The organism is Acinetobacter sp. GG2 (genome assembly GCF_000292385.1).
In the GTDB taxonomy this organism is placed as follows: domain Bacteria; phylum Pseudomonadota; class Gammaproteobacteria; order Pseudomonadales; family Moraxellaceae; genus Acinetobacter; species Acinetobacter seifertii.
In genome coordinates this window covers 120080-145634 of record NZ_ALOW01000033.1, presented here as the reverse complement: position 1 = coordinate 145634, position 25555 = coordinate 120080, and the positions used below count along the sequence as shown (strand labels likewise).

Annotated in this window: 21 protein-coding genes and 2 pseudogenes; 15 read left to right on the top strand and 8 right to left on the bottom strand. The window is 38.6% G+C overall.

The window, feature by feature from the left end:
• Positions 1-102: 102 nt before the first annotated feature.
• The 9 genes from gltB to B554_RS0109500 all read left to right on the top strand — a co-directional run bounded on the left by gltB (position 103) and on the right by B554_RS0109500 (position 12862).
• Positions 103-4578 carry a glutamate synthase large subunit gene (gene gltB / locus B554_RS0109540; protein WP_171057786.1) on the top strand — a complete coding sequence of 1492 codons (4476 nt, stop codon included), beginning with the start codon at positions 103-105 and terminating at the stop codon, positions 4576-4578.
• Positions 4579-4647: 69 nt separating this feature from the next.
• Positions 4648-6069, top strand: coding sequence for an FAD-dependent oxidoreductase (locus B554_RS0109535; protein WP_019457868.1), 1422 nt, complete (start codon positions 4648-4650; stop codon positions 6067-6069).
• A gap of 174 nt (positions 6070-6243) precedes the next feature.
• Positions 6244-7131, top strand: a complete 888-nt coding sequence (locus tag B554_RS0109530; protein ID WP_019457867.1) for a metal-dependent hydrolase — start codon at positions 6244-6246, stop codon at positions 7129-7131.
• Between the two features lie 130 nt (positions 7132-7261).
• The gene (locus B554_RS0109525; RefSeq protein WP_002051712.1) at positions 7262-7852 is read left to right on the top strand and encodes a LemA family protein; all 591 of its coding nucleotides are present in this window, start codon (positions 7262-7264) and stop codon (positions 7850-7852) included.
• Positions 7853-7873: 21 nt separating this feature from the next.
• Complete coding sequence (locus B554_RS0109520) at positions 7874-8956, top strand: TPM domain-containing protein (RefSeq protein WP_019457866.1); 1083 nt, start codon at positions 7874-7876, stop codon at positions 8954-8956.
• A complete protein-coding gene (locus tag B554_RS0109515; protein WP_019457865.1) occupies positions 8950-9510 on the top strand; it encodes a TPM domain-containing protein in 561 nt (186 codons plus the stop codon). The genes B554_RS0109520 and B554_RS0109515 overlap by 7 nt, the downstream gene beginning before the upstream one ends.
• Before the next feature lie 340 nt (positions 9511-9850).
• Positions 9851-10369, top strand: coding sequence for a pilin (locus tag B554_RS0109510; RefSeq protein WP_019457864.1), 519 nt, complete (start codon positions 9851-9853; stop codon positions 10367-10369).
• 55 nt (positions 10370-10424) lie between these two features.
• Positions 10425-11135: a TfpX/TfpZ family type IV pilin accessory protein gene (tfpZ, locus tag B554_RS0109505; RefSeq protein ID WP_025465174.1), complete on the top strand. Its 711-nt coding sequence runs from the start codon at positions 10425-10427 to the stop codon at positions 11133-11135.
• A 98-nt stretch (positions 11136-11233) separates the two neighbouring features.
• The gene (locus tag B554_RS0109500; RefSeq protein WP_019457862.1) at positions 11234-12862 is read left to right on the top strand and encodes a PglL family O-oligosaccharyltransferase; all 1629 of its coding nucleotides are present in this window, start codon (positions 11234-11236) and stop codon (positions 12860-12862) included.
• A gap of 41 nt (positions 12863-12903) precedes the next feature.
• On the opposite strand, the gene bfr is transcribed toward B554_RS0109500, so the two are convergent.
• The 7 genes and pseudogenes from bfr to gmk all read right to left on the bottom strand — a co-directional run bounded on the left by bfr (position 12904) and on the right by gmk (position 17815).
• Entirely contained in the window at positions 12904-13368 is a 465-nt protein-coding gene (gene bfr / locus B554_RS0109495; protein WP_019457861.1) for a heteropolymeric bacterioferritin subunit Bfr, read from the bottom strand.
• 244 nt (positions 13369-13612) lie between these two features.
• Positions 13613-13807, bottom strand: a complete 195-nt coding sequence (locus B554_RS0109490) for a bacterioferritin-associated ferredoxin (RefSeq protein WP_019457860.1) — start codon at positions 13805-13807, stop codon at positions 13613-13615.
• Between the two features lie 208 nt (positions 13808-14015).
• The gene (locus tag B554_RS0109485; protein ID WP_002051728.1) at positions 14016-14399 is read right to left on the bottom strand and encodes a RidA family protein; all 384 of its coding nucleotides are present in this window, start codon (positions 14397-14399) and stop codon (positions 14016-14018) included.
• Positions 14400-14520: 121 nt separating this feature from the next.
• A complete protein-coding gene (locus B554_RS0109480) occupies positions 14521-16626 on the bottom strand; it encodes a RelA/SpoT family protein (RefSeq protein WP_019457859.1) in 2106 nt (701 codons plus the stop codon).
• 39 nt (positions 16627-16665) lie between these two features.
• Positions 16666-16796: pseudogene (locus tag B554_RS18900) on the bottom strand (hypothetical protein).
• A 38-nt stretch (positions 16797-16834) separates the two neighbouring features.
• Complete coding sequence (gene rpoZ / locus B554_RS0109475) at positions 16835-17113, bottom strand: DNA-directed RNA polymerase subunit omega (protein WP_000135049.1); 279 nt, start codon at positions 17111-17113, stop codon at positions 16835-16837.
• Between the two features lie 72 nt (positions 17114-17185).
• On the bottom strand, positions 17186-17815 hold the full coding sequence (gene gmk / locus B554_RS0109470) for a guanylate kinase (protein ID WP_019457858.1): 630 nt from the start codon (positions 17813-17815) through the stop codon (positions 17186-17188).
• A 122-nt stretch (positions 17816-17937) separates the two neighbouring features.
• Between gmk and ispH the strand changes: the two genes are divergently transcribed.
• Positions 17938-18888: a 4-hydroxy-3-methylbut-2-enyl diphosphate reductase gene (gene ispH / locus B554_RS0109465; RefSeq protein ID WP_004705229.1), complete on the top strand. Its 951-nt coding sequence runs from the start codon at positions 17938-17940 to the stop codon at positions 18886-18888.
• A gap of 12 nt (positions 18889-18900) precedes the next feature.
• Here ispH and B554_RS18895 read toward each other — a convergent pair.
• A pseudogene (locus tag B554_RS18895) lies at positions 18901-19147 on the bottom strand (hypothetical protein); the annotation flags it as partial.
• On the opposite strand from B554_RS18895, the gene B554_RS0109460 reads away from it, so the two are divergent.
• The 5 genes from B554_RS0109460 to B554_RS0109440 are packed head-to-tail and all read left to right on the top strand — an operon-like array spanning position 19056 to position 25555.
• On the top strand, positions 19056-19505 hold the full coding sequence (locus B554_RS0109460; RefSeq protein ID WP_019457857.1) for a GspH/FimT family pseudopilin: 450 nt from the start codon (positions 19056-19058) through the stop codon (positions 19503-19505). The pseudogene B554_RS18895 and the gene B554_RS0109460 sit on opposite strands and share 92 nt — an antisense overlap.
• Positions 19502-20002 (top strand): type IV pilus modification protein PilV, encoded by a 501-nt coding sequence (pilV, locus tag B554_RS0109455; RefSeq protein WP_019457856.1) that lies wholly within the window; start codon positions 19502-19504, stop codon positions 20000-20002. Before B554_RS0109460 ends, pilV begins: the two co-directional genes overlap by 4 nt.
• Position 20003: 1 nt before the next feature.
• Positions 20004-21041, top strand: a complete 1038-nt coding sequence (locus tag B554_RS0109450) for a PilW family protein (protein WP_019457855.1) — start codon at positions 20004-20006, stop codon at positions 21039-21041.
• Entirely contained in the window at positions 21038-21820 is a 783-nt protein-coding gene (locus tag B554_RS0109445) for a pilus assembly PilX N-terminal domain-containing protein (RefSeq protein WP_019457854.1), read from the top strand. Before B554_RS0109450 ends, B554_RS0109445 begins: the two co-directional genes overlap by 4 nt.
• Positions 21821-21835: 15 nt before the next feature.
• Positions 21836-25555 carry a PilC/PilY family type IV pilus protein gene (locus B554_RS0109440; RefSeq protein WP_019457853.1) on the top strand — a complete coding sequence of 1240 codons (3720 nt, stop codon included), beginning with the start codon at positions 21836-21838 and terminating at the stop codon, positions 25553-25555.

Genomic DNA, 25555 nt, shown 5'->3' with positions numbered 1-25555 from the left:
GCGAAACATTGAGCTAACTATCATCGGTAGGCACTATCGCAAAAAGAAGTTGTTTGTTTGACGCTCGAAAGAGCCTTATTGAAAGAAGGGTACGCTATGCACATGCCATCGCCTAATACTGTAGCTCCCGCTCAAGGTTTATATCAGCCTGATGAGTTTAAGGATAACTGTGGTTTTGGACTGATTGCCCATATGAAGGGTGAATCAAGTCATCATCTAGTAGAAACCGCGATTCACAGTTTAAGTTGCATGACGCACCGTGGTGGTATTGCCGCAGATGGCAAGACGGGAGATGGTTGCGGCTTATTATTGGCGATGCCAAAGCAATTTTTCCGTGATGAAGCAAAAAAACTAAGTGATATTACACTCAGTGAAATTTTTGCTGTGGGTACGGTATTTTTAAATATTGATCCAGCATTAGCACAGCACTCTAAAAATATTTTAACGAAAGAAATCGAGTCAGAAGGTTTACGTGTACTTGCTTGGCGTATCGTTCCTACAAACAACGATGCATTAGGTGAAATTGCGCTTCAATCTTTACCAGCTTTTGAACAAGTCATTGTGAACTGTCCAATGGGTGTAACTGAGGTTGAATTTAACCGTAAGTTATTCTTGGCGCGTCGCCGTGCGGAACAACAACTCCAAAAAGATCCGCTATTTTATGTGACTACACTTTGTTCAACAGTCATTAGCTATAAAGGCTTGATGATGCCTGCGGCAATTGCTGAGTTCTATACAGACTTAGCAGATGAGCGCTTAAAATCGCATATTGTGGTATTCCACCAACGTTTCTCTACAAATACATTACCGCGTTGGCCTTTGGCTCAGCCATTCCGTTACCTTGCGCATAATGGTGAAATCAACACTATTACAGCAAACCGTAACTGGGCATTGGCACGTACGCCTAAATTTGAAAACCCATTATTACCAGGTCTTACTGAGCTTAATCCGATTGTAAACCGCACAGGTTCAGATTCTTCAAGCCTAGATAACATGCTTGAGATCTTGGTGGGTGGCGGTATGGATTTATTCCGTGCATTACGTATGCTCGTTCCACCAGCTTGGCAAAACGTTGAAACTTTAGATGCAGACTTACGTGCATTCTATGAGTTCAACTCTAAGCATATGGAAGCTTGGGATGGTCCTGCCGGTCTTGTTATTCAAGATGGTCGTCATGCGATTTGTATGCTTGATCGTAATGGTTTACGTCCTGCACGTTGGGTAATTACCAAAAATGATTACATCACTTTAGCATCTGAAATTGGTGTTTGGGGCTATGAACCTGAAGATGTAGTTTCTAAAGGCCGTGTAGGCCCGGGTCAAATTTTGGTAGTTGATACCCTAACAGGTAAAGTACTCGATACTAAAGATGTGAGTACACATTTGAAAAACATGCGTCCGTACCGCGAATGGCTACGTGATCATGCAATTCGTTTAAAAGCAGACCCAGAACTTGAAGAACAACTTGTTGATAAAGGTTTAACTGGTGAGGCATTAAAAGTAGCTCAAAAAATGTTTATGGTGACATTTGAAGAGCGCGACCAGTTACTACGCCCAATCGCTGAAAGTGGACAGGAAGCAGTAGGCTCTATGGGTGATGATACACCTATGGCTGTATTGTCTCGTCAAGTACGCCACGTGACAGATTATTTCCGTCAACAGTTTGCACAGGTAACAAACCCACCAATTGACCCGCTACGTGAGTCAATTGTAATGTCGTTAGAGACCTGTTTAGGTCGTGAACAGAATGTATTTGAGCAAGGCCCTGAGCATGCTGATCGTATCATCATCTCTAGTCCAGTATTGTCAAATTCAAAAATGCAGCAAATCCGTAGCATTGAGCGTCCGGGTTATGAAGCAGTTGATATCAACTTAAACTATGCTGAAGAAGAAGGTTTGCAAGCTGCGATTACACGTATCTGTGAAGAAGCGGCGCAAGCAGTTCGTGATGGCAAAACTTTAATTGTCTTAACAGATAAAAATATCAGCCAAGGTTTATTACCAGCAAACGCAGCACTTGCAACAGGTGCGGTACATCATTACCTCATCAAAACTGGTCTGCGCACTGATGCAAACATCATGGTTGAAACTGGTTTTGCACGTGATCCGCATCAATTTGCAGTATTACTTGGTTTTGGTGCAACCGCTGTATATCCATATCTTGCGTACGACGTGATCAATGATTTGATTGCTAAAGGTGAGCTTTTAGGTGACCCAATCCATGCGCAAGCAAACTTCCGTAAAGGTATTGAGAAAGGCTTATTAAAAGTTCTTTCAAAAATGGGTATCTCTACTGTTGCTTCTTATCGTGGTGGTCAGCTCTTTGAAGCAGTAGGTTTATCATCTGAAGTGGTAGATCAGTGTTTCTTAGGTGTTCCAAGTCGTATTCAAGGTGCAACATTTGCTGACCTCGAAAAAGACCAGAAAAAATTAGCAGCGACAGCTTGGTCAAGCCGTAAACCAATTGATCAGGGTGGTTTGCTTAAATTCGTATTTGATAAAGAGTATCACGCGTTTAACCCGGATGTGATTAACTCATTACACAAAGCGGTTCGCTCAGGTAAATACGAACACTTTAAAGAATATGCTGAGCTGGTGAATAACCGTCCAGTAGCGACTATTCGTGACTTATTTAAGTTAAAAACAACGAACCCGATTCCAGTTGAGCAAGTTGAATCAGTTGAAGAGATCTTGCCTCGTTTTGACTCTGCAGGGATGTCTTTAGGTGCTCTTTCCCCAGAAGCGCATGAAGCGATTGCAATTGCGATGAACACGATTGGTGGTCGTTCAAACTCTGGTGAGGGTGGTGAGGATCCAGTTCGCTACGGCACAATTCGTAACTCGAAAATCAAACAGATCGCATCTGGTCGTTTTGGTGTAACGCCTGCATATCTAACTTCTGCTGAAGTATTGCAAATTAAAGTTGCTCAAGGTGCAAAACCAGGTGAAGGCGGTCAGTTACCGGGCGGTAAAGTAAATGGTTTGATTGCACGTTTACGTTACTCAGTGCCGGGGGTAACACTGATTTCACCTCCACCACACCATGATATTTACTCAATTGAAGATTTGTCTCAGTTAATTTTTGACTTGAAACAAGTTAACCCTCAAGCAATGGTTTCAGTAAAACTGGTATCTGAGCCGGGTGTAGGAACAATTGCAGCTGGTGTTGCGAAGGCATATGCAGACTTCATTACCATTTCTGGTTATGACGGTGGTACTGCTGCATCTCCACTTTCATCTATTCACCATGCGGGTTCTCCATGGGAGTTGGGTTTAAGTGAGGCGCATCAAGCTCTTCGTGTAAATGACTTACGTGGCAAAGTACGTGTACAAACTGATGGTGGCTTAAAAACTGGTCTTGATGTGATCAAGGCAGCAATTTTAGGTGCTGAGAGCTTTGGTTTCGGTTCAACACCAATGATTGCACTAGGTTGTAAATATCTACGTATTTGCCACCTAAACAACTGTGCGACTGGTGTTGCGACTCAACAAGATCATTTACGTCAAGAGCACTATATTGGCGAGCCAGAAATGCTCATCAATTTCTTCCACTTCATTGCGGAAGAAACTCGTGAATGGTTGGCAGCATTAGGTGTGTCTTCATTAAAAGACTTAATTGGTCGTGTGGACTTGCTTGAAGTATTACCGGGTGAAACTGAAAAACATGCGCATCTTGATTTAAGTGCACTGTTAACTTCACATCCTTCTGCTGAAGGTAAAGCACAGTACTGTGAAGTACAAGGTAATGCACCATTCGATAAAGGTGTATTGGCTGAGAAAATGGTTGCAGAAATGCTTCCTGCAATTGAGTCGAGTGCAGGTGGTCAGTTCAATTTTAATGTTGTGAACTGTGACCGTTCAATCGGTGCTCGTGTATCGGGAGAAATTGCTCGTCGCTACGGCAACTTGGGTATGGAAGCACATCCAGTTGTAATGAACTTAACTGGTACAGCTGGTCAGTCACTTGGTGTATGGAACGCTGGTGGTTTACACATCCGTCTTGAGGGTGATGCAAACGACTATGTAGGTAAAGGTATGGCGGGTGGTCGTATTTCGATTTTCCCACCACAAGGTTCACCTTTCCAAACACAAAACACAGCAATTATTGGTAATACCTGTTTGTATGGTGCAACTGGTGGTAAGCTTTTTGCAGCAGGTACAGCGGGTGAGCGTTTTGCGGTTCGTAACTCTGGCGCATTTGCTGTAATCGAAGGTGCGGGTGATCACTGCTGTGAATATATGACAGGTGGTGTTGTGACTGTACTTGGTAAAGTAGGTCATAACTTCGGTGCGGGCATGACTGGTGGTTTTGCTTATGTACTTGACCTTGATAATGACTTCGTAGATTACTACAACCATGAGTTGATTGATTTAAATCGTATTTCAACAGAATCTATGGAAGATCATAAAGAGTTCTTGTTGCGTATTATCGATGAGCACATCAAAGAAACAGGTAGTGCTTGGGCTTATAAAATCCGCAATGAGTTCGATTTCTACAGCCGTAAATTCTGGCTTGTGAAACCAAAAGCTGCTAATTTGCAAACGCTTTTGAAAACAACACAAGCTGACCCACAATAATTCCACGACTGCAAAGACATAGGCAGGTGCGGGCAACAGTGAAATCCGCGCCTACCCACGGAGAGAGACATGGCAGAACGCCTAAATAATGACTTTCAATTTCTGGATGTACCACGCCAAGATCCAGAGAAAAAAGATATTACTGTCCGCAAAGCAGAATTTGTGGAAATTTATAAACCTTTTACTTCGGAAACAGTCACTAATCAGACTCACCGTTGTTTAGGTTGTGGTAATCCTTATTGCGAATGGAAATGTCCAGTACATAACTACATTCCAAACTGGCTAAAACTCATCGCTGAAGGTCAAATTTTCCAAGCTGCTGAGCTTTGCCACCAAACAAATACCTTACCAGAGGTATGTGGTCGTGTCTGTCCACAAGACCGTTTGTGTGAAGGTGCTTGTACTTTAAATGATGGTTTTGGTGCAGTAACCATTGGTAATGCTGAAAAATACATCAATGACACAGCTTTTGCTTTGGGCTGGCGCCCAGACATGTCACATGTGAAATGGACAGGTAAAAAAGTTGCAATTATTGGTGCAGGCCCAGCAGGTCTAGGCTGCGCAGATATTTTAGCTCGTGGTGGTGTTAAGCCAGTTGTATTTGATAAACGTCCTGAAATTGGTGGCTTACTGACATTTGGTATTCCAGAGTTCAAAATGGAAAAAGATGTCATGAAACGCCGCCGTGAAATTTTCACAGGTATGGGCATTGAATTCCGTTTAAATACTGAAATTGGTAAAGATGTCACTATTGATGAATTACTTGCAGAATATGATGCAGTATTCATGGGTATGGGAACTTATACCTACATGAAGGGGGGCTTCCCTGGGGAAGACCTTGATGGGGTTTATGACGCGCTTGATTTCTTAATCTCGAATGTAAATCGCTGCCAAGGTTGGGAAAAAGATCCAAGTGAATACATTAGCTTAGACGGTAAAAAAGTTATTGTTCTAGGTGGTGGTGATACCGCTATGGACTGTAACCGTACTTCATTGCGTCAAGGTGCTCACGATGTAACTTGTGCATACCGCCGTGATGAAAGCAACATGCCGGGTTCTGCACGTGAAGTGAAAAATGCCTACGAAGAGGGGGTAAAATTCCTATTCAATCGTCAACCGATCGAGATTGTTGGTGAAAATGGCAAAGTAACAGGCGTAAAAGTAGTAACTACGCAAATGGGTGAACCTGATAGTCGTGGCCGCCGTAGCCCTGAACCAATTCCGGGTTCTGAAGAAGTTTTACCAGCCGATGCAGTTTTACTAGCGTTTGGTTTCCGTCCAAGCCCAGCAGACTGGTTTGGTAATGTGAATATCAATCTTGATGGTTCAGGTCGTGTTGTTGCAGCTGAAAAGCAAGAATTCAAATTCCAGACATCAAACCCGAAAATCTTTGCTGGTGGTGATATGGTACGTGGCTCAGACCTAGTCGTAACTGCGATTTGGGAAGGCCGTCAAGCCGCTGAAGGTATTTTAGATTACCTTGGCGTTTAATAAATTAATTTGTTAAATCACTCAAAAAAGTCTACTTCAAGTAGGCTTTTTTTATTGTCTACCATTAGTCAGTTTGACGTTTTTGGCAAATACAATAAGCTTTTTTGCCCTTTTTAGTGCTTAAATCCCAAGACATACTCGAAGCTTCCTTCTTCAATACAGTAGGTGTTGAGTATGAACATCGCAGATATGACGTCAGAAAAATCATATTTAAATCGTCGAAAAGCGTTGGGTATTACAGTACGTCGCCTTGAGTTTAATCCTCAAGCAATCAAGCGCTATTATTTTGCGAACTCGCCTTTAATGTCTCATTTTTTAACTGCACTCTCTTCAACATTTCCAGTAGGAGAGCAGTTTTTTGTAAATAGTGTGCGTAATGTGCGCGACAAAGTTTCAGACCCTCAACTACAGGCACAAATTGCAGCTTTTATTGGGCAAGAAGCGATGCACTCGAAAGCGCATGGTGAATTTAATGAGGCTTGGCGCCGTGAAGACTATAATTTGGACCGTTTTCAAGCGTGGCTAAATGAACGTGATAAATATTTAAGAACAATTCCACCTAAGCTACAGCTGGCACTGACATGTGCATTTGAGCATTTTACGGCTTTGCTTGGTGGATATATTTTACAGCATCCCGAACTACTAAAAACTTTAGATCAAGATGCTCTAAAGCTTTGGGTTTGGCATGCTATTGAGGAAATTGAACATCGTTCAGTTGCATTTGATGTCTATCAACATGTCTATGGTGATGACCGTATTCGTCGATTATTAATGCGCAGTGTCACTACAGGATTTGCAAGTCTCGCTTTCTATGGGACAACTCGTTTATTTTGGCAAGATAAATGGAAAAGCTTGCCTAAAATAGGTGGAAATATTTTTGGCGTATATTTGCTTGTTAAAATGCTTATACAACTTACTCCTGAATATTTTGCTTATTACAAAAAGGACTTTCATCCGAGTCAAACAGATTATGGACATATGGTCGATTACTGGAAAAGCTATTTGGCTGGTGAATATCAAATGACAAGTTTCCAAGAAGAAACAATGCAACGACCAAGCTAAAATAAAAACCGGATTTAAAGATCCGGTTTTTTAAATTTATAAAATAAAAGCAACACAATAATGCCAAATTCATCATACAATCGAGACAAGAGGTTAAAAATATAAAGAAAAACTTGAGGATGAAGTGACGATGAAAACGTTTAAACAACTGGTAATCGCGACAACACTTGCAAGCACCTTACTATTTTCCGGCTGTGGCTATAATACTTTACAGGTCAAAGATGAGGCTGTAACAGCGGCGTGGTCTGAAGTACAAAACCAATATCAACGTCGATCAGATTTGGTACCAAACCTTGTAAATGTGGTTAAAGGCTATGCTAAACATGAAGAGCAAGTATTAACAGAAGTCACTCAAGCACGTGCAAATGTTGCAGGTTTGAAAGTTGATAAAGAAGTATTAGAAGACCCAGCATTACTGGAAAAATATCAACAAGCACAAAGCCAGTTAACAGGTGCACTATCTCGACTTATTGCTGTTTCAGAAAATTACCCAGATTTAAAAGCCAACACTCAATTCCAAGAATTACAGGTTCAGCTTGAGGGTACAGAAAACCGAATTGCTGTGGCACGTAATCGTTATATTACAACTGTTCAGGACTATAACTCTTATGTCCGTCAGTTCCCACAAGCTGTAACAGCAAAAGTGATTGGTATGCATCCGAAAGCTAATTTCTCTGCGGAAGCATCGGCTCAACAGGCTCCAAAAGTTTCTTTTGATTAATTCAAATTAGGAATGAGCCGCATGAGAAATACGATATTGCTTCAGTCTAAGCAAATTAAGGTATTCGTTATTACCTTAATTGTGCTTTGCTGCAGTGTTCTGTTTCAGAGTGCGGCTTGGAGTGAGAATAATATTGCCACTGCTACAGATGAAACTGACACGGTGGTGGCAGGTAAAATTATTCAACAGCAGCAAGCTCAAGCATCGAAGCCTAAAGTAAATGAGCAGGCTGCTTCAAGTGCCGCGCCTCAAGCTCAGGTTGCAAATGACATGGCTGATGGTGAATCAATTCGTGGTTTACCTACATTAAATCAGCCTGTTATTGATCAAGCCAATATTTTAAGTGAAGCTGAAAAGCAGCAACTTAACCAGAAAATTTTAAATTTATACCAACAAGGTAAGGCACAAATAGGTATCGTGATTGTACCCACTACTGGCCAAGAAGATATTTTTGATTATGCTTTACGTGTGGGTGAAAAATGGCAACTTGGTTCGAGTAAACGTGATAATGGTTTGCTTATCGCAGTTGCAATTAATGATCATAGAATACAAATTCTAACTGGATATGGTTTGGAAGGCGTATTACCAGATATCGTTGCAAGCCGAATTATTCGAAATCAAATTACACCTTACTTTAAACAAGCCCAATATGCACAAGGCTTAAATGCTGGTGTCGATGAAATTACAAGAATTTTAAATCTAGATCCGGAAGTTGCTCAGCAAGCTGCCCAAGATTTAAAAGAGCGCCAACATCAGGCTGCCCAAGAACAACAAGCCAAACAAACAACGCTGACGATGGCATTGTTTATTCTTATTGCCGGAATTGTAGGCTCGTTTATTGTTGGACGACCTCTTAGTGCTTCTACAGCAGGTGTTGCTGCCGCGGTAGCAGGCTTTGTAAACGGTGCTGGTGTGGTTACTAGTTTGCTACTTGGATTCGGTATCTTCTTTTTACTCATTACCTCAATTGCCCAACTTATTTTACAGGCTATTTTAAGTGGTTCTGGTGGTGGTGGACGCGGAGGCGGCTTCGGTGGTGGAGGCGGCGGTTATGGCGGCGGCGGAGGTCGTTTTGGTGGTGGAGGTGCTTCAGGGTCATGGTAACAACATCAGAAACAACACAAATTATTACTCAACCAAAAATTGAGGAATATGTAGAGCCAAGCTTAAAACGTTGGTTTAAGCATCTTTGCTATTTTCCTGCTAGTAGCCGCTATTTTAGTAAAACGGATAAACAAGTTATTGCTGAAGCTGTTCAACAAGCTGAACTTGGTCATGTTGGTGAAATACAGGTCGTTATAGAAGGGCATATTCCTTGTTCACAAGCGTATAGACAAAATACGCGCTTAAGGGCACAACAACTATTTGCAGAACTTGGGGTTTGGGATACTGAGCTTAATAGCGGTGTGCTGCTCTATTTAAATTTATGTGAGCGCACTGTGGAAATTATATTTGATCGTGGTATTAGAAGTGCGACGACTGAGCAGATATGGCAACAGATTTGCGAGTCTATTGTGCAGCAGCTTAAACAAAAACAGTATCTACAAGCTGTAGTGATAGGGGTTCAGCAAATTGGTGATGTGTTGTTACGCTTTTACGATGAGAATATGCCAGATCAAAATAATGAATTAAGCAATGCACCGATTATTATTAATTAGATTATCTACCTAAAAAATCAGCTTTTTTAAAAATTATTCCAAATATGGCGGCTGACAAAAATTGTCATCTATTTATCTGCTTTTAAAGAGATTTTTGTCACATTAAAGAGTAAAAAAAAGAAATAGGATGTGAAGTAATTTTTATTAGTGATTCAATCCTAATAAAATTATGGTGACAATTTTTGTCAATTATTTGCCTAATATACCCTGGGGTTTAATTGTTATAAATTATAACTTATTGTTTTTAAATTAAAATAAAAGTTGGCATAGTTGCTGCAATATATTCTATAGCTCAAAAAGCTTATATAAAAACATACATACAATCTTTGGGGAAAAGGCTATGAATGCACAAAAAGGTTTTACATTAATTGAACTCATGATCGTGGTTGCGATTATTGGTATTTTGGCAGCGATCGCGATTCCTGCTTATCAAGATTACACAGTTCGCTCACAAGTAACTGAAGGTTTAAATATGGCTGGTGGTGTTAAAACAGCTGTAAATGATTATTATACAGATGTAGGTCAATGGCCTTCAGATATCAAATCTGCAGTATGTGGTAAAAACTCAGCGGCAGCTACCGACACTTGCGCAGGTGGTACTAACACTGATTATAAAGGTAATTATGTATCACAAATTGATGTGACTAAAGGGGGGGGCGTTAATATTACTTACGGTAATAAAGCAAATGCTGATGCATTAAATACAAAAATTTTAACTCTTATGCCAGGTACTGATAAAGCTAAGAACGTTACATGGGTTTGTGGTAATGCTGCAACACCTACTGGCGTGGATATGGCTGGAGCGGCTAATGCTACAACCATTGATGCTAAATACCTTCCTGGTTCTTGTAAAAACTAATTAATTTTTTAAAGTAAAAAGCTGGATTTATTCCAGCTTTTTATTTGGATTACATATGAGTAAACGTATTAAGTTTTTTATAGTACATATAACTTTTTCACTTATAGTCATTAGTTTATTGCTTTGTTGTATTTTTCTTATGTGGTATCCCACTCCTTTGAGTAAAGCGACAGGACTAGAACACATATTATTTTTACTAATTTTAGTTGATGTTATTGTTGGGCCTCTTTTAGGATTGTTGATATATAAAGAAGGTAAAAAAACTCTAAAGTTTGATTTGGCTATTATTTGTATTTTACAAATTAGTGCGTTTCTTTTTGGCTGTTATCATGTGTTTAAGGGCAGACCTGTATGGATAGTATACAGTGTCGATCAATTTGAATTAATACGTGACAATGAAGTGGTTTCTAAATCATATCAACCTTCATTTTTAGGCCCAAAATTTGTTGGTATTCAATACTCTCAAGATCCTCATTTAAAGCAAAAAGAAATGTTTCAAGAATTATTCAGTGGAATAGCTTTAGCACAAGATCCAAAAAACTATAAAGAATTGAGCCAAATAAAATCACAACTTTTGCAACACTTACAAAATCTAGAAAGTCTTAAAGAATATAACTCTAAACAGCAAGTAGAAAATATTTTAAAAAAATATCCAGAAGCTAATGCATGGGTTCCTTTAAAAGCAAATGCTGTAGATATGGTTGTTTTAATGGATAAAAACTCAGCTCAAGTCGTTAAAATTGTAGACTTGCGACCATGGAAATAAGTTAGGAAATCTTGTGAGAAGATACATACAGAACCTAATTCTTCTCACTTTCTTCCATGTATAATTCATCTCAAGTTTTTGGCCTCTAATCTGTCTTTATGCAACTATTCTTTCTATTCCTCGCAGCAATTCTGTTGGGTTTTGCGTGGCTATCGCCATTTCACTATAACCCTTGGGTGATGTTTTCTAGTGAGATAAGTACTTTTGCAGCAGGTTTAAGTGTCTTAGCTGCGCTTTTTCACCAGAATATTAAAATCCCGCGTGCACAATTATTGTTGTTACCATTTATTTTAATTCCAGTGGTGCAGTGGGCTTCAGGATTAGTTTTTGATTTTAGTACAGCTTTGTTAAGTTCACTTTACCTGCTGGGCTTCGGATTTACAGTTGTGGCGGGTTATAACCTGTCACTAGAGCCCCACCAAAGAGATGAAATTTTTACAGGTTTTAGTTTACTTACTGTTATTGTTTCAGTTGCAACGAGCGTTATTGCAATTTGTCAGTGGTTAAACATTGATAGACATTTTGTTCATATGCTGCATTTGGTTGGTAATAGACCTTATGGTAACTTTGGCCAACCCAATAATATGGCAACCTTTCTCATTATGGGATTATTAGGGTGCTTATATTTATATGAAAAGAATAAGGCTTCAGTTTGGTTGCTCTTTCCATCAGCGCTAACTATTTTATTTGCAGTTGTTCTAAGTCAATCGCGAACCTCTTGGATTGTTTTGCCGTTTTTACTTATCTATTGGGCTGTTAAGCAATTTAACAAACCTAAGCGGTTTGGATTATTTCAAGGTCTACTTTGGTGTGCTGGCTTTTTCTTAATGGCTAGTTTGGTTTTACCGTTTATCACAAGTTTAATTGAAACGTGGTCACATACAGATATAACTCAGGCGAGTAGCTTGGCTGAACGGGCAAGTTCTGGTTACTTACGCTTTAATATCTGGACCCAAATGTTACTCGCTGTACAGCAACATCCGTGGCTGGGATATGGCTGGAATCAAACTAGTGTTGCTCAAATATCCGCTTATGCTCTTTTCCCAACGACAGAGTGGACGACCAGCGCTCATAATGTGCTGCTTGATCTTATTATTTGGAATGGTATTCCAATTGCTACAGTGATGATTGTTTATTTTGTTTGCTGGTTGTTTTGGCTAAATCAGCAAGCGAAAGAAACGATCTCAATTATTGCAATAATGATGGTCTGTACAGTCCTTATTCATGCCATGTTAGAATTTCCGCAGCGTTATGCTTATTTCTTGCTGACATGTGGCTTTTTATTGGGGCTAATCCAAGCCCAGTCTCCGATATTGAAAGGCGTTGTACTAAGTAAGCAGCTTCTGCGTTTAATATGGGGTATAAGCTTGGTACTTATAATTGTAATTTGGCGTGATTACCACGTATATGTCATGAATAGTAATTTACTATTTAAAAATAAGCAGCCAAATGCTGAGTTTATGGGAAGCGATCGAATTTTTGTTTTAACTCAATTTGAGCAGCGTTTAAAGTGGATTGCACTTAATCCTCATGTAACTTTATCTGAAGTAGAATTAACTCAGTGGGGAGGTTTTGTGAAGAATAAACCAACCCCATATAATTTGCGTAAATATGCTCAATTACTTGCTTACAATGGAAAAGTAGATCAAGCTGAGAAACAAATATTTATTTTGCAGCACCTTTATGGACAGCAAATAACACTGCCGCAATTATTAAAAGATAAATAAAAAAAATCCCCTTGCACTACAAGGGGATTTTTTTTGGCAAATTACATTTGGCTCTGAATATAATTTTCGATACCAACGCTACCGATAAGGTCAATTTGAGTGTCTAACCAATCCCAATATTCTTCTTCTTTTTCTAGAATTTCTTGTACTAAATCACGCGTTACATAATCTTGTTCTGTTTCAGCTAAAGCGACTGCTTTTTGAATAGCTTCAATGTTTTCATTCACTTTGCGAATATCACATTGCAGAACTTCTTCTGTATGTTGACCAATATATAATTTACCTAGATGTTGAAGATTTGGAAGGCCTTCTAAAAATAAGATACGCTCAATAATTTTGTCAGCATGCTTCATTTGACGAATTGATTCTTTATATTCAGCAGAACCGAGTTGTTCAATCCCCCAGTCATTGAACATGCGAGAGTGTAAAAAGTATTGGTTAATTGCAGTTAAATGATGATACAGCACTTGGTTAAGCTGATTAATCACATCACGATTGCCTTTCATTGTAGCTACTCCAAAACAATTTCTGCCTTAATCCAATTAAGGCAATCTATGAATTCATTTTAGTGAACAATCATGGATATGGCGAGTAATTTATAGAACAGCAAATGAAAATCGCAATCAAAAACAACACAATATTGGTAAAGGTGAATTTACTTCCAAAAAAAACCGCTTGAATGGGGAACAATAAACGTTCCGCAAAAAGCGGTGGAGGAGTCAATAATTTACTGTTAAATACTAATTTTTATTATGCAGCTACCGAAATGCGTGCAGCAATTTCTGCTAATTCATCACTAATAATAGCACGTGCTTCTGGTGCACAGCGTCCGCAGCAAGTACCAAGGTCAAGCAAATCGCGAACTTCACGATAGCTTTCAGCGCCATTTTCAATAGCGTCTTTAATATCTTGATCTGTAATGCCACGACACAAGCAAACGTACATGGGAGTGATCCCCAAATATAAATGCGATAATTGATATTATTGATAATTATTATCGTTTGTCAATGAAATTCATTTAAAATCTCATTTATCTTTATTGGGATTTTGGATAAAAAAATACCACCTAAGCGGAAATCTGAGAGTTGTCCAGATTTTTAAGCACGGTGGTATTTACGTTTTTCGCTAAATATTTAAGAATTAAATTTTTATCTTATTGATTAATAATAACAATGCCGTCCATTTCAACTAATGCACCTTTAGGTAAACTTGCTACCCCAAGTGCAGCGCGAGCTGGGTATGGCTGAGCAAAATATTCACCCATGATTTGGTTTACAAGTTGGAAGTTAGATAAATCAGTGAGAAAAATATTGAGCTTTGCAATATCTGCAAGTGAGCCACCTGCGGCTTCACAAACTGCTTTTAGGTTATCAAATACACGGCGGATTTGAGCTTCAATACCGTCGACGAGTTCCATACTGTATGGGTCTAAACCAATTTGCCCTGATAGATATAATGTATTACCCACTAAAATGGCTTGAGAATATGTGCCGATAGCAGCAGGGGCATTTTCAGTATGAATGACTTGACGGGACATTTGGTTCTCCTTGATTAAATCTTTTTCCATCATAATCGATGATACGTTTTGACAAAAGTATCATCGATTTAATTAATTAAGTGATTTTGGAAAGTTAGATTTTAGTAAAGCAGAACAAATTTTAGCTTACTTTGGAAATTTCCGCCTGTGGAGCTGGGGCATCTAAGCGTTCAATACGTGGGAATCCGTAGTGCATGCGTAAATCACGAATAACCTTTGCAATATGCTTACGATTGTTCACCACAATATTGAAGAAAGTTCGTTGCTCGTTGGAATGTACCATTTCTACCCCTGCATTATTTTTACGGCATTGATAGATAAGGTCTGATACCTGTTCATCATTCATAGCCATATAAATCGCAAGGTAGGCAGTAAAGCGTACATCATCTACATCATCTGCTTTCCATTGAAGCGGCATGATATTTTCTGGATGCAAATGCTGTTCATGCAGTAAATTATGACAACGAATACGATGCACAATTAATCCACGGCGTGTTAAGTGACCTTGAATGAGATCGCCCAAAACTGGATTGCAGCAGTGAGCATATTTAACATCGATGCCTTCAGTACCCTGAATTAATCGGTCTGAATTTTCTACTTGTGGATGTTTGTCATTTGCAAACAAATGATTGGCAACGAGTTGAGGAAGTAAGTCTCCAACTGCGATTTGCTCAAATAATGCATCTTTATTATCAATATGACGCCATTGTAAAAGATCTAGCCAATCTGCTTCTGAAAGATCATTGATTGAACGGTTAAAGAGTTTTAATGCTCGTGAAAGTGCCTGTGCACCCACTAAACGTTGTTCTTCAATATCTTGATCTTTGAGTACATGTTGTAACGCACGGCGGGCTTTTTGAGTATTAATGAAGCTTAACCAGTCCGGATTTGGAGTTGCTAAAACATCAGTAATGATTTCAATCACCTGTCCACTGACTAGGGGAGTTGAAAGTGGTTTAATTTCGCCGTCAACTTTCGCGCCTACTGCATGGTTACCCAAGAAAAGGCTTGCTGAATAAGCAAAGTCAACTACTGTTGCACCTTGTGGTAATTCGTGTAGTTGGCCGTGTGGGGTGTAAACCCAAATTTTTTCTTGATGTAAGTAATCTAATAAATCATTAAAAGTTGTTTTAGCACATTCACCATCAATGAGTGTATTTAAGTTCTGCATTGATGCCTGAATGGCAGACCGGCAAGTTTGTGGAGCATTTTCACCGAGTACTACACCGAAACGTGCGGCTTTACGCATGAGTTCGGTTTGAATGGTGAGTGATAGTGTGGTTTTTTCGCCTTTAAGCTTGATCAATAAAGATTGATTGCCACCAGGTAATGGGCGTCGAATATGGTCTTGGTATTCGATAACTTGAAAATTTTCTTTTAATGCTGCAAATAAACGGTCACAGTCGGCAACTGACTGTAAAACAATTTCAAAGGCATGACTATGGGTAAGCTCTTGTAAATCCATCTCGCTTTTGACGAAATGGCGTAATAGTTCAATATTATTATTTTTCTTTTTAATACGGCCTTGAATATGGTAGTTGTGCAGAAGCTCTGCTAGATTTTGTTCCCAAATGCTTTGGTATTTACATCGTTCGGGTTTGGTTTGGAGTAATGCATTCTGGACGTTATCAAACATATCTAAATCAAGATTTTGATAACATAAATTTTCAAGATTATCAGCCATTTCATTCATGCCGACTAATCTTGCCATAGGTACAAAAATATCAAAAGTTTCTTGCGCGATACGAGCACGTTTATCGGGACGCAAAGCACCTAAGGTTGTCATATTATGATAGCGATCGGCTAGTTTAATAATAATGACGCGTGGATCTTGTAGTGTTGCTTGTAGAATTTTTCTGAAAGACGCAGCTTTGTTGTATTCTTTATCACTTGATTGGCTTAGCTTGGTCACGCCATCAACTAGCTCTGCAACAGTTTGGCCAAATCGCTCAGTAATATCTTCTTTAGAATATTGAGTATCTTCAATGACATCATGTAAAAGGGCTGCCATTAAAGTTTCAGCGTCCAATCGCATGTTAGCTAAAATACAGCTAACAGCAATGGGATGTAAAATATAGGGTTCACCACTTTTACGTGTAATACCAGTGTGTGCCAGATCTCCAAAATCACAGGCAGCAAGCACTTTCTCGACTTCACTTACGGATAAGTAAGGTTCGATAATTAATTTGAGCTGTTGCTTGGCTTGGCTGACCTCTTCGCCTGGCATAGACCACCCTTTTTCTGTTGCTTAAAAAACTAAATCTATCTACTTCTTAATGAAAAGCATATTGCGGAACTTGTCAATTTTTTCGGTTGAAAAAGTGTATTTTTTTTTCAATGAAAATAATTGTTTTTGCCAATATGTTTTAAATATGAAGAAGCCAAATAAAAAACCATCGCAAAGAAACGATGGTTTTTTATAGAAACAGGAGTAATTAGAAAGAAAAACCTTCTAAATTCAAGCTGTTTGTAGAAAGGGCAAGATCAAGACTCGAAGTTTGATAATCTTGCTCACGTTGTTTAAGAATTTCTTTCGTTACGTGACCTACAGCGATTTCACGTAAAGCAACAACTGTCGGTTTGTCGTTATCCCATTCTACAGTTGGCTCCATGCCTTGACGTGCCAATTGACGAGCACGTTTACTTGCAACGAGCACAAGCTCAAAACGGTTGTCTACATGATCTAAACAATCTTCAACGGTGACGCGTGCCATAAAAGTTCTCGTTTTGGAATGGTAAATTTGAACAGACTAAATAGTATAAAAGGCTTTCGTTCTAGACTCAAGTTATTCCTGTTTTGGTTGAGGAGTAATCAAGTCTTGGATTAATGCTTGGTGTCTTTTTGCTTGCTGAGATAGCACCAAACGGTTCGCTGTAATCACAGCTTCAAGCTCATGTAAGGCTTTATTAAAATCATCATTGATAATGATGTAGTCAAAGTTCGTATAATGCTGCATATCTTCAACAGCACAGCTTAAACGATGTTCGATCACTTCAACAGAATCTGTACCGCGATTAGATAAACGCTGACGTAAGTCAAATTGAGTAGGCGGTAAAATAAAGATTTGTTTAGATTCAGGAAACAGCTTACGTACTTGCTCTGCACCTTGCCAATCAATTTCAAGCAAGACATCATGTCCTTGAGTTAACTGTTGTTTTACGGTTGCTTGTGAAGTGCCATAGTAGTTACCAAATACTTCAGCGTATTCAATAAATCCATCTTGGTTAACTTGGTCTAAAAAGTCATCTTTTGTTGTGAAGTGATAGTGAACACCATCTAATTCACCTGGTCGTTGACCTCGGGTAGTATGCGAAACTGAAACATGTAAATTGCTTACACGGTCAAGTAGGGCTTTCACCAAAGATGTTTTGCCCGTTCCTGATGCAGCAGAAACGACAAACAATAGACCCGACATGATATTTTTCCTGATATGATAAAATATCTTCGCTATTGTAGTGTACCGTGCGTTTAAACTGAATAGTTTTAACTGCAAATATTTAAGGGAAGTTCCCCTGTTTTATTAATTTTGAGGCTGTTATGGAAATTGTGTTAGCTAATCCGCGTGGTTTTTGTGCCGGTGTTGATCGAGCCATAGCAATCGTCAATCGGGCTTTGGAATGTTTTAATCCTCCTATTTATGTACGTCATGAAGTTGTACACAATAAATTTGTGGTAGATGACTTGCGTCAGAGAGGGGCGGTTTTCGTTGATGAGCTGGACCAAGTGCCAGATGACTCAATTGTAATTTTCAGTGCACACGGTGTTTCAAAAGCAGTCCAACAAGAAGCAGAGCGTCGAGGTTTAAAAGTATTTGATGCAACTTGTCCTTTAGTTACTAAAGTGCATATTGAGGTAACCAAATATGCTCGTGAAGGAACGGAAGCAATTTTAATTGGTCATGAAGGGCACCCGGAAGTTGAAGGTACGATGGGGCAATATGATAAATTAAAAGGTGGGGATATTTATCTGGTAGAAGATGAGGCTGATGTAGAAGCCTTACAGGTAAGACATCCAAACAAACTTGCATTTGTTACGCAAACGACTTTATCTATTGATGATACAGCGAAAGTGATTGATGCATTGCGTGCGAAATTCCCAAATATTCAGGGACCACGCAAAGATGATATTTGTTATGCAACTCAAAACAGACAAGATGCGGTACGTGACTTAGCTGAAAAATGCGATGTCGTATTGGTAGTTGGCTCACCTAATTCATCAAATTCGAACCGTTTACGTGAGCTTGCTGAACGTATGGGGAAAGCTGCCTATCTTGTAGATAACGCCGATCAGCTTGAACAATCATGGTTCAATGAAACTTGTAAAATTGGTGTAACAGCTGGTGCCTCAGCGCCAGAAATTTTAATTAAGCAAGTCATTCAACGTTTACAAGACTGGGGGGCTCAGGCACCTAAAGAGTTAGAAGGACGTGAAGAAAATATTACTTTTAGTCTTCCTAAAGAATTACGCATTCATGTCACACAAGCCTAAAGTGTGACTTATTTAACATACTGATTTTAAAAAGTTAAACAGATAATTGTGATGTGACAGTTATCTGTTTTTTTATACCCTTTATCTGGTTTGTATTCGTTTTGTAAAACTAAAACGTAAAATTTATATAGAAATAAAAAATTTTAAGTTTATTTGGGGTTATGGGGATGAGGGGAATTATTCCGCAAGAAGGGTTCACCTTAATTGAGCTCATAGTGACAATTGTGGTTATGGCAATTATTGCTGTGATGGCTGAACCAATGTTTGGGGATATGTTGAATAATCAAAATTTGAATAGAAGTTCAGAAGATCTAGTTTCAAGTATAAATCAGGCACGTATGAAAGCTATAGTCGAGCGTAGACAAGTAAAAGTGCAATTAAATTCTACGTATGTTGCAGATAGTGACAATCAAATTAATTGGGTACCAAGCGGAAAAGCTCAATTAAAAACAGGGTCTAATACTTCTATAGTATTTTTAATGTCCGGTTTGGTAAAAGATGCAACCGGAGATACAACTTTTGAAATTTGTAATACGGCATCTGGTAATAAATCAAAAATTATTAATATTTCAAGAATGGGATCAATTCAGTCAATCACAATGGGGACATGTTCATGAAGAGCCTTGGACACCAGCGTGGAATGGGGATGATTGAAATTCTAGTTGCTTTGCTGATTTTGGCAATTGGTATTTTAGGATTTATTGCTCTGCAGTATAGAGCGTTAGAAGCAAGTGCAGAAAGTACATCGCGAGTACAAGCAATTACATTGGCGCGCGATCTTGCCGAGCGCATGAGAGTTAATCGTAATTCTTTAACAGTATATAACCAGCAACTTCAAGATGCCAGTAAACAAACAGACTACGCTAAAAATTGCTTTCAAAACAATTGTACTGATACAGAGCTAGCTGATTTTGATGTTGCTCAGGTTATAAAAAGTGCATCTTCTTTTGGTATGACTATGAATATGATTGCCTGTCCCAAAACTAACAATCGTCAATGTATTTATATTGCCTGGGGAGATACTAGTGCAACGAATGGCACTAGTGTAGGAGATTGTACTCAAGATACTTCATATAACAATAATTCAACGTGTGTGATTATGGAGGCCTATTAAAATGAAAAAAAATCAGGGTTTTACATTAATCGAACTCATACTTTCGTTAGCTTTAGGTCTCATAATTACAGCGGCTGCAATATTATTGTTTTTGACTAGTCAAAAAAGTTTATCAATGCAGATAGGTGTTTCCGATGTACAGGATAATGCTAATTTTGGGCTTAACTATTTAACCCAAGATATTCGCCTTGCGAATTTAAATAATCCTAAAGCAGTTATTAATGATCAAACCGCGTACGGCGGTATTGTCTTAACTTCTTCAGTTAATTCAGCTAAAGACGCTGCTAATGAGCCTCTTAGTAATCTTTATAAAACCATTGTTGGTGTAACAGCCGGTACTAATTTACTTTCGCGTAGTCAAGGCGATAGTGTTAGTACTGGTAATACTTGGACTGGAGCATCAAACGTCCAAAGTAATGGAAGTGATATAGCCAGTGATCAACTCGTTATTCAATATGTACCGCAATATACAATTGATACAAAAGGTACAGCAACTCAAGCTGACGATGAATATATAGGTGGTACAGATTGCGAAGGAAACAATTTGAATTTTCCTCTTGCAAGTGGACGCCAAGTTATAGTTGAACGATATTTTCTACGTAAAGATGCTAATAACACTACTGATGAACCCAATCAACCCTTAGCACTAGCTTGTGATGCCGGTTATTACCCATTAACGGGTAATCCAACTGCTATCACGCGTTATGGGGATGCGGGTGAAATTATAATGAAACGCGTAGATTATTTCCGAGTTTTACTGAATGTTCAGGGGAGTTCAGGGCGACGTTATATTTCAATACATGATTATTTGAGTTTAACAGCTCCTCGTCCACGTATTGTTTCGGTACAAATTGGATTATTAACTCGTTCATTGCAACCAGTCGGTGCAGAAGTAGCAATTAAAGATGATCAACAATTTTCAGTATTGGATCAAACGATTACAGTTAAAAAGCCTACAAATTCTACAAAAAAATATGTGCGGCAAGTGATATCACAAACCATCGCTTTACGTAATGTAATCGGGGAGCGTGGTGAATGAAACTGAAGCAGAGTGGTTCAGCGTTAATTGTTGTACTCATTTTTTTAGTCGTAATTATGGTTATTGGTACAATAGCAATTCGTAAAGGCTTAATTAATCTAAATATAGCAACAAATAGTCAAGTTCAACAATTGATATTACAAAATTCGGATGCTTCTTTTTTTCAGATAGAGAATCCAACTAATCTAATTCAAAGCTTAAGTGCGACAGGTTTATTTGGTTATATCAGCAATGCAAATGACAAAAATAAAGAATTGGTCTTTTGTTATCGCGGAGATCAAAGCGACTTTTTTAATATTGGTCGTGCAAGTTTAATGCAATGGGTGGATGGAAATAGTGCACCTACTAATAATGCTTTAGGTACAGATGGTTATTGTGATGCAGTTGATACAACCAATAACTGGTTTACCAGTGGTCGTAAGGCAGTCATGACTCAGGTTGCAGTCAAATTCTCCACTGTGGGGGAAGATGACCCTTTTTATGCTCGAACTCGTGGCCTTGATGAAAAAGAAGGGCAAGTCCAAGAGGCGAAACGAGTCAAAGTATTTGCTGTGTCATTGATGCCAGGTTTAAGTAGCGTTAATCGTGCTGATATTAACAAGTGTCTACAACAACACATGAGTGAAGTGACACTCCCAGATGGAACGGCAGCACCAGATGTTACTAATAAATCCGACTTAGACAATCCTTTAAAGTCAGTGGCAGAGTGCTTAACCAGCTTAAATGTCCCATTCACTACGAACGTCACTGAATACACTATTGCACAAGATTTTAACTAATTGGGGAAAATAATAATGGATAAGAAAGACTTAAAGTTTTCATATCATCCAAAACTTCTAACAAGTGCAGTAGCCGCTTTATGTACTGGGTTAGTAGCGAGCAGTGTAAGTCAGGCCAGTGATATTAAAATTTATCAGGCAGCTACAGCTGGCAATATAACCCTGACACTTATGATTGATACATCGGGGAGTATGACTGACTTAAATAGTTATGATGGTACAAATTATACTCGTTTACAACGAGTTCAAAGTGCTATGGTGGATTTATTGCAAGGAAGCAGTACGGTTACTAAATTATCAGATGATAAGGTGATCGGTCTATCTAGTTTTTATGATAGCTCAGCTGGTTATATTATTTTACCAGCTCAAGCTTTAAAGACACCGAATGTTGTTTATAAGGGTATTTCATATGCTACTCAACGTGACGCTTTATTAAAGGCTATAGCAGATTTTAAAGGGACTGGTAGTACGCCTACAGCTAATGCTTATGCTGAAGTTGCTGCTTACATGATGGGAAGAACAACCGGAACGGTTAAATGGTATGGTTGTGGTAGTAGCGGTTCTACCAACCAATATGATTGTCAATCTCTTTTAACAGCAATACCTAATATATCTAACTATTCTACTTCCTCGTCTAATGGGACAGTTTATTATTATGTGCAAACAGGAAGTGGTCGTTCTAAAGTAACAACTTATTATTATAAATCTGTTAGTTCAACTGGTAGTGGTTTTTCTTATTCATCAGATAATACTAAAATTACTGACAAAACTTTATATGAGATGCCTGGGCCTATTAGAGCACAGGTAGATAATACTGGTACCAACACCAATAAATCTTGTAGTGCGCAAGGTATCTATATGTTGACAGATGGTGAGCCTAATGGTTCTAGTGTGACAACTGCCAAACAATTAATGCAAACAGCTTTGACTAGTGGTTATAGTAGTACTTTAACTTGTTCAGGCAAATTATTTAATGCTACGAATGCTAGTTATTCATCACAGAGTGCTTGGGAATGTATTAGTGATTTTTCACAGCTACTATTAAATAACACTACCGCAGGAAGTGTTTCAAGTACGCCAATGAATCCACTTGGATTAAAGATTAGAACTGCTGTAGTGGGTTTTGGTAATGATTATAATAATATGACTTCATATGATGGAACAGATCTTTCTGTAGAAGCTAATCGCTTATTAAACTTAAATAAGATGCTTTTTGGCACTAATACAGCGAATTACAAAACTAGAATAAGTGATATTACACCTGCTTTATTCAATAGTGATGTTAAGAAAGCTGCTGCGTGGGGAATTTATGGACAGGGAGGATGGTACTCTGGTTCTAGCTCGCAAGACGTCGTTAATAGTGTAAATAATTTTATTAAAATCCTATCTAGTGATATTCCTGCAGTAACAACGGGTTCACCTACAATTCCTAAAGATAGTTTGAATCCGGCAGTATTGCAAAAAGAAGCATATTTTCCTCAATTTCAGCCTACACCAGATAAGAAATTTCAACTTTGGGCAGGTAACCTGAAAAAGTATAATGTTATCAATGGTGTGTTAAAAGATAGAGATGGAACCAATATCATTGAAAGCACAGGTACTGTTAAAGCTAATTATGATCTTTGGTCAGAGGCGATCACAAGTACTAATATTGATGCTGATGATAGTACAATTGGGAGTAAAAAATTTGCCTTAAAAGGCGGAGCTTGGTCAAAGCTCTTATTAAAAATGAATAGTGATAATTCAGATTCGCAACGTAAATTAGTAACTAATCGAGTTTATAACGGTTCAACAAAGACATTTGATAATAGTAGTGGTGATTTAAAGAGAATCTCCCTAGCTAGTTTACTAGCTGGAGATTATAAAACTGATAGTTATAGAGGCTATTTAATGGCACTGTTGGGCTATCCAGTTACTAAAATAGATGCTGAAACCCCCGCTAATATTACACAGACTTCGTTAAATGCAATGACCACAGAACTTCGCCAGATTGGTGCGGTGATGCATTCTTCACCATTACTACTTACGAATAGCGGTAAAATTACTTATCTTAACGGTAAAATTGATACTACTGATAGAGATGACTATGTGCTTTTTGGGACAACACAAGGTTTATTACATGTTGTAAAAGCTGGAAAAAATGATACAGACAGTGAAGGTGGAAAGGAGGTCTTTACCTTTGTACCAAATGAAATGGTTGAAAATCAGCCTGCTGCATTTCTAAAAAATGATGTTACAGATGGTGGGATCGACAGCCTTTACTATGGTATTGATGCACCGTGGACTAGTTATACTGAATATGTATTAGATAGTAATCGAGCAGGATTAACTGTAGGAGCAGGTTACCAGTCTGAGACAGGTAAACAGATGGTTTATGGCGGTTTGCGTATGGGGGGGCGTAGTTATTATGCACTCAATTTGCAAGATATGAGTAATCCAAAACTAATGTTTCAGATTTCTCCTAAAGATCAGAAAGTTTATTCTAATGGCACAACTACTAGCTATCCAGAATTACAATATATGGGAGGGAGTTGGTCAAAACCTGCTATTGCATGGGTGAACTGGAAAGAAAAGAATAGTCAAGGAACATTCCAAACGAAACGGAAGCGTGTAATGTTCGTGGGTGGTGGTTATGATGATGGTTATGAAAGTGAGACATATAACCCTACTATTAGCAAAGGCGCAGGCGTATATATGTTTGATGCGGATAATGGCAAATTATTATGGTGGGCAAGTGCCAATACTAATAGTGTAACTGCATCATCAGGCGTGGAAAAAACTTATTCTTCTAACTTGCAATATAGTGTTGTAAGTGAAATTCGAACAGAAGACAGAAATGGTGATGGTTTAGTAGATCATCTTTATTTTGGTGATTTAGGTGGTCAATTATTTCGTATTGATTTGGATAATGCTGCTGCAACAAATTCAAGCTTTGCCAAGCCGCCAAAATTATTATTAAATTTACATAATGGTGCGACTGGTCCTCGTTTTTATGAAATGCCAGCTTTTTCCATTTATGATTATAATGGCGTAACATTTGCTGTTATCTCAATTGGTAGTGGAGATCGTAGCACTCCTTTGGCATCTAAAACCTCAGGCAATTATGATGCTGTATACAATATCTATGATCGGGATGTAGCAGCGAGAAATTTATATCAATCAAATTATGCCTATCAAGATTCAACTGTAATTAGTACTAGTCAGCTTGGTGAAATTACTAATAATAATTGGAATACATATGATGCAGGCGCAATAGCTTTACTTTCTTCTAAACGTGGATGGTTCTATCGTTATAGCGGTAGCCAAACAAAAGTATTTTTTACACCAATTGCTCTAAATCATCGATTATTTGTTTCAACGTTTGATGGAAGTAAAGATGGTTTATCTGGAGATTGTGGAGCAGGAGTAAAAGGAGAAAGCTTTTTAAGTCAGTTTTGTATGCCTTTTGGACAATGCAGTAAATCGACCCTAGCAGCTAATAATGATAGTGTTCAGTGTGCACCTGGTACTGATTGTTCACAGGGTGCAGGTATTCAAGATACTACTGTTGTAGATGATGGCGGCGATGGTGGCAGCGGTGGTGGTGGCAGCGGCGGTGGCGGCGGTAATGGAAGTACTAATAATAAGAACTATTGTGTAAATATGGGTAATCGTGGTGTTACCACTATTGGCGGTATTATTGCCTCGAATAGTAGTAAGATGTGTTTAATACCACAGCGTTGGTATGCCCGTTAG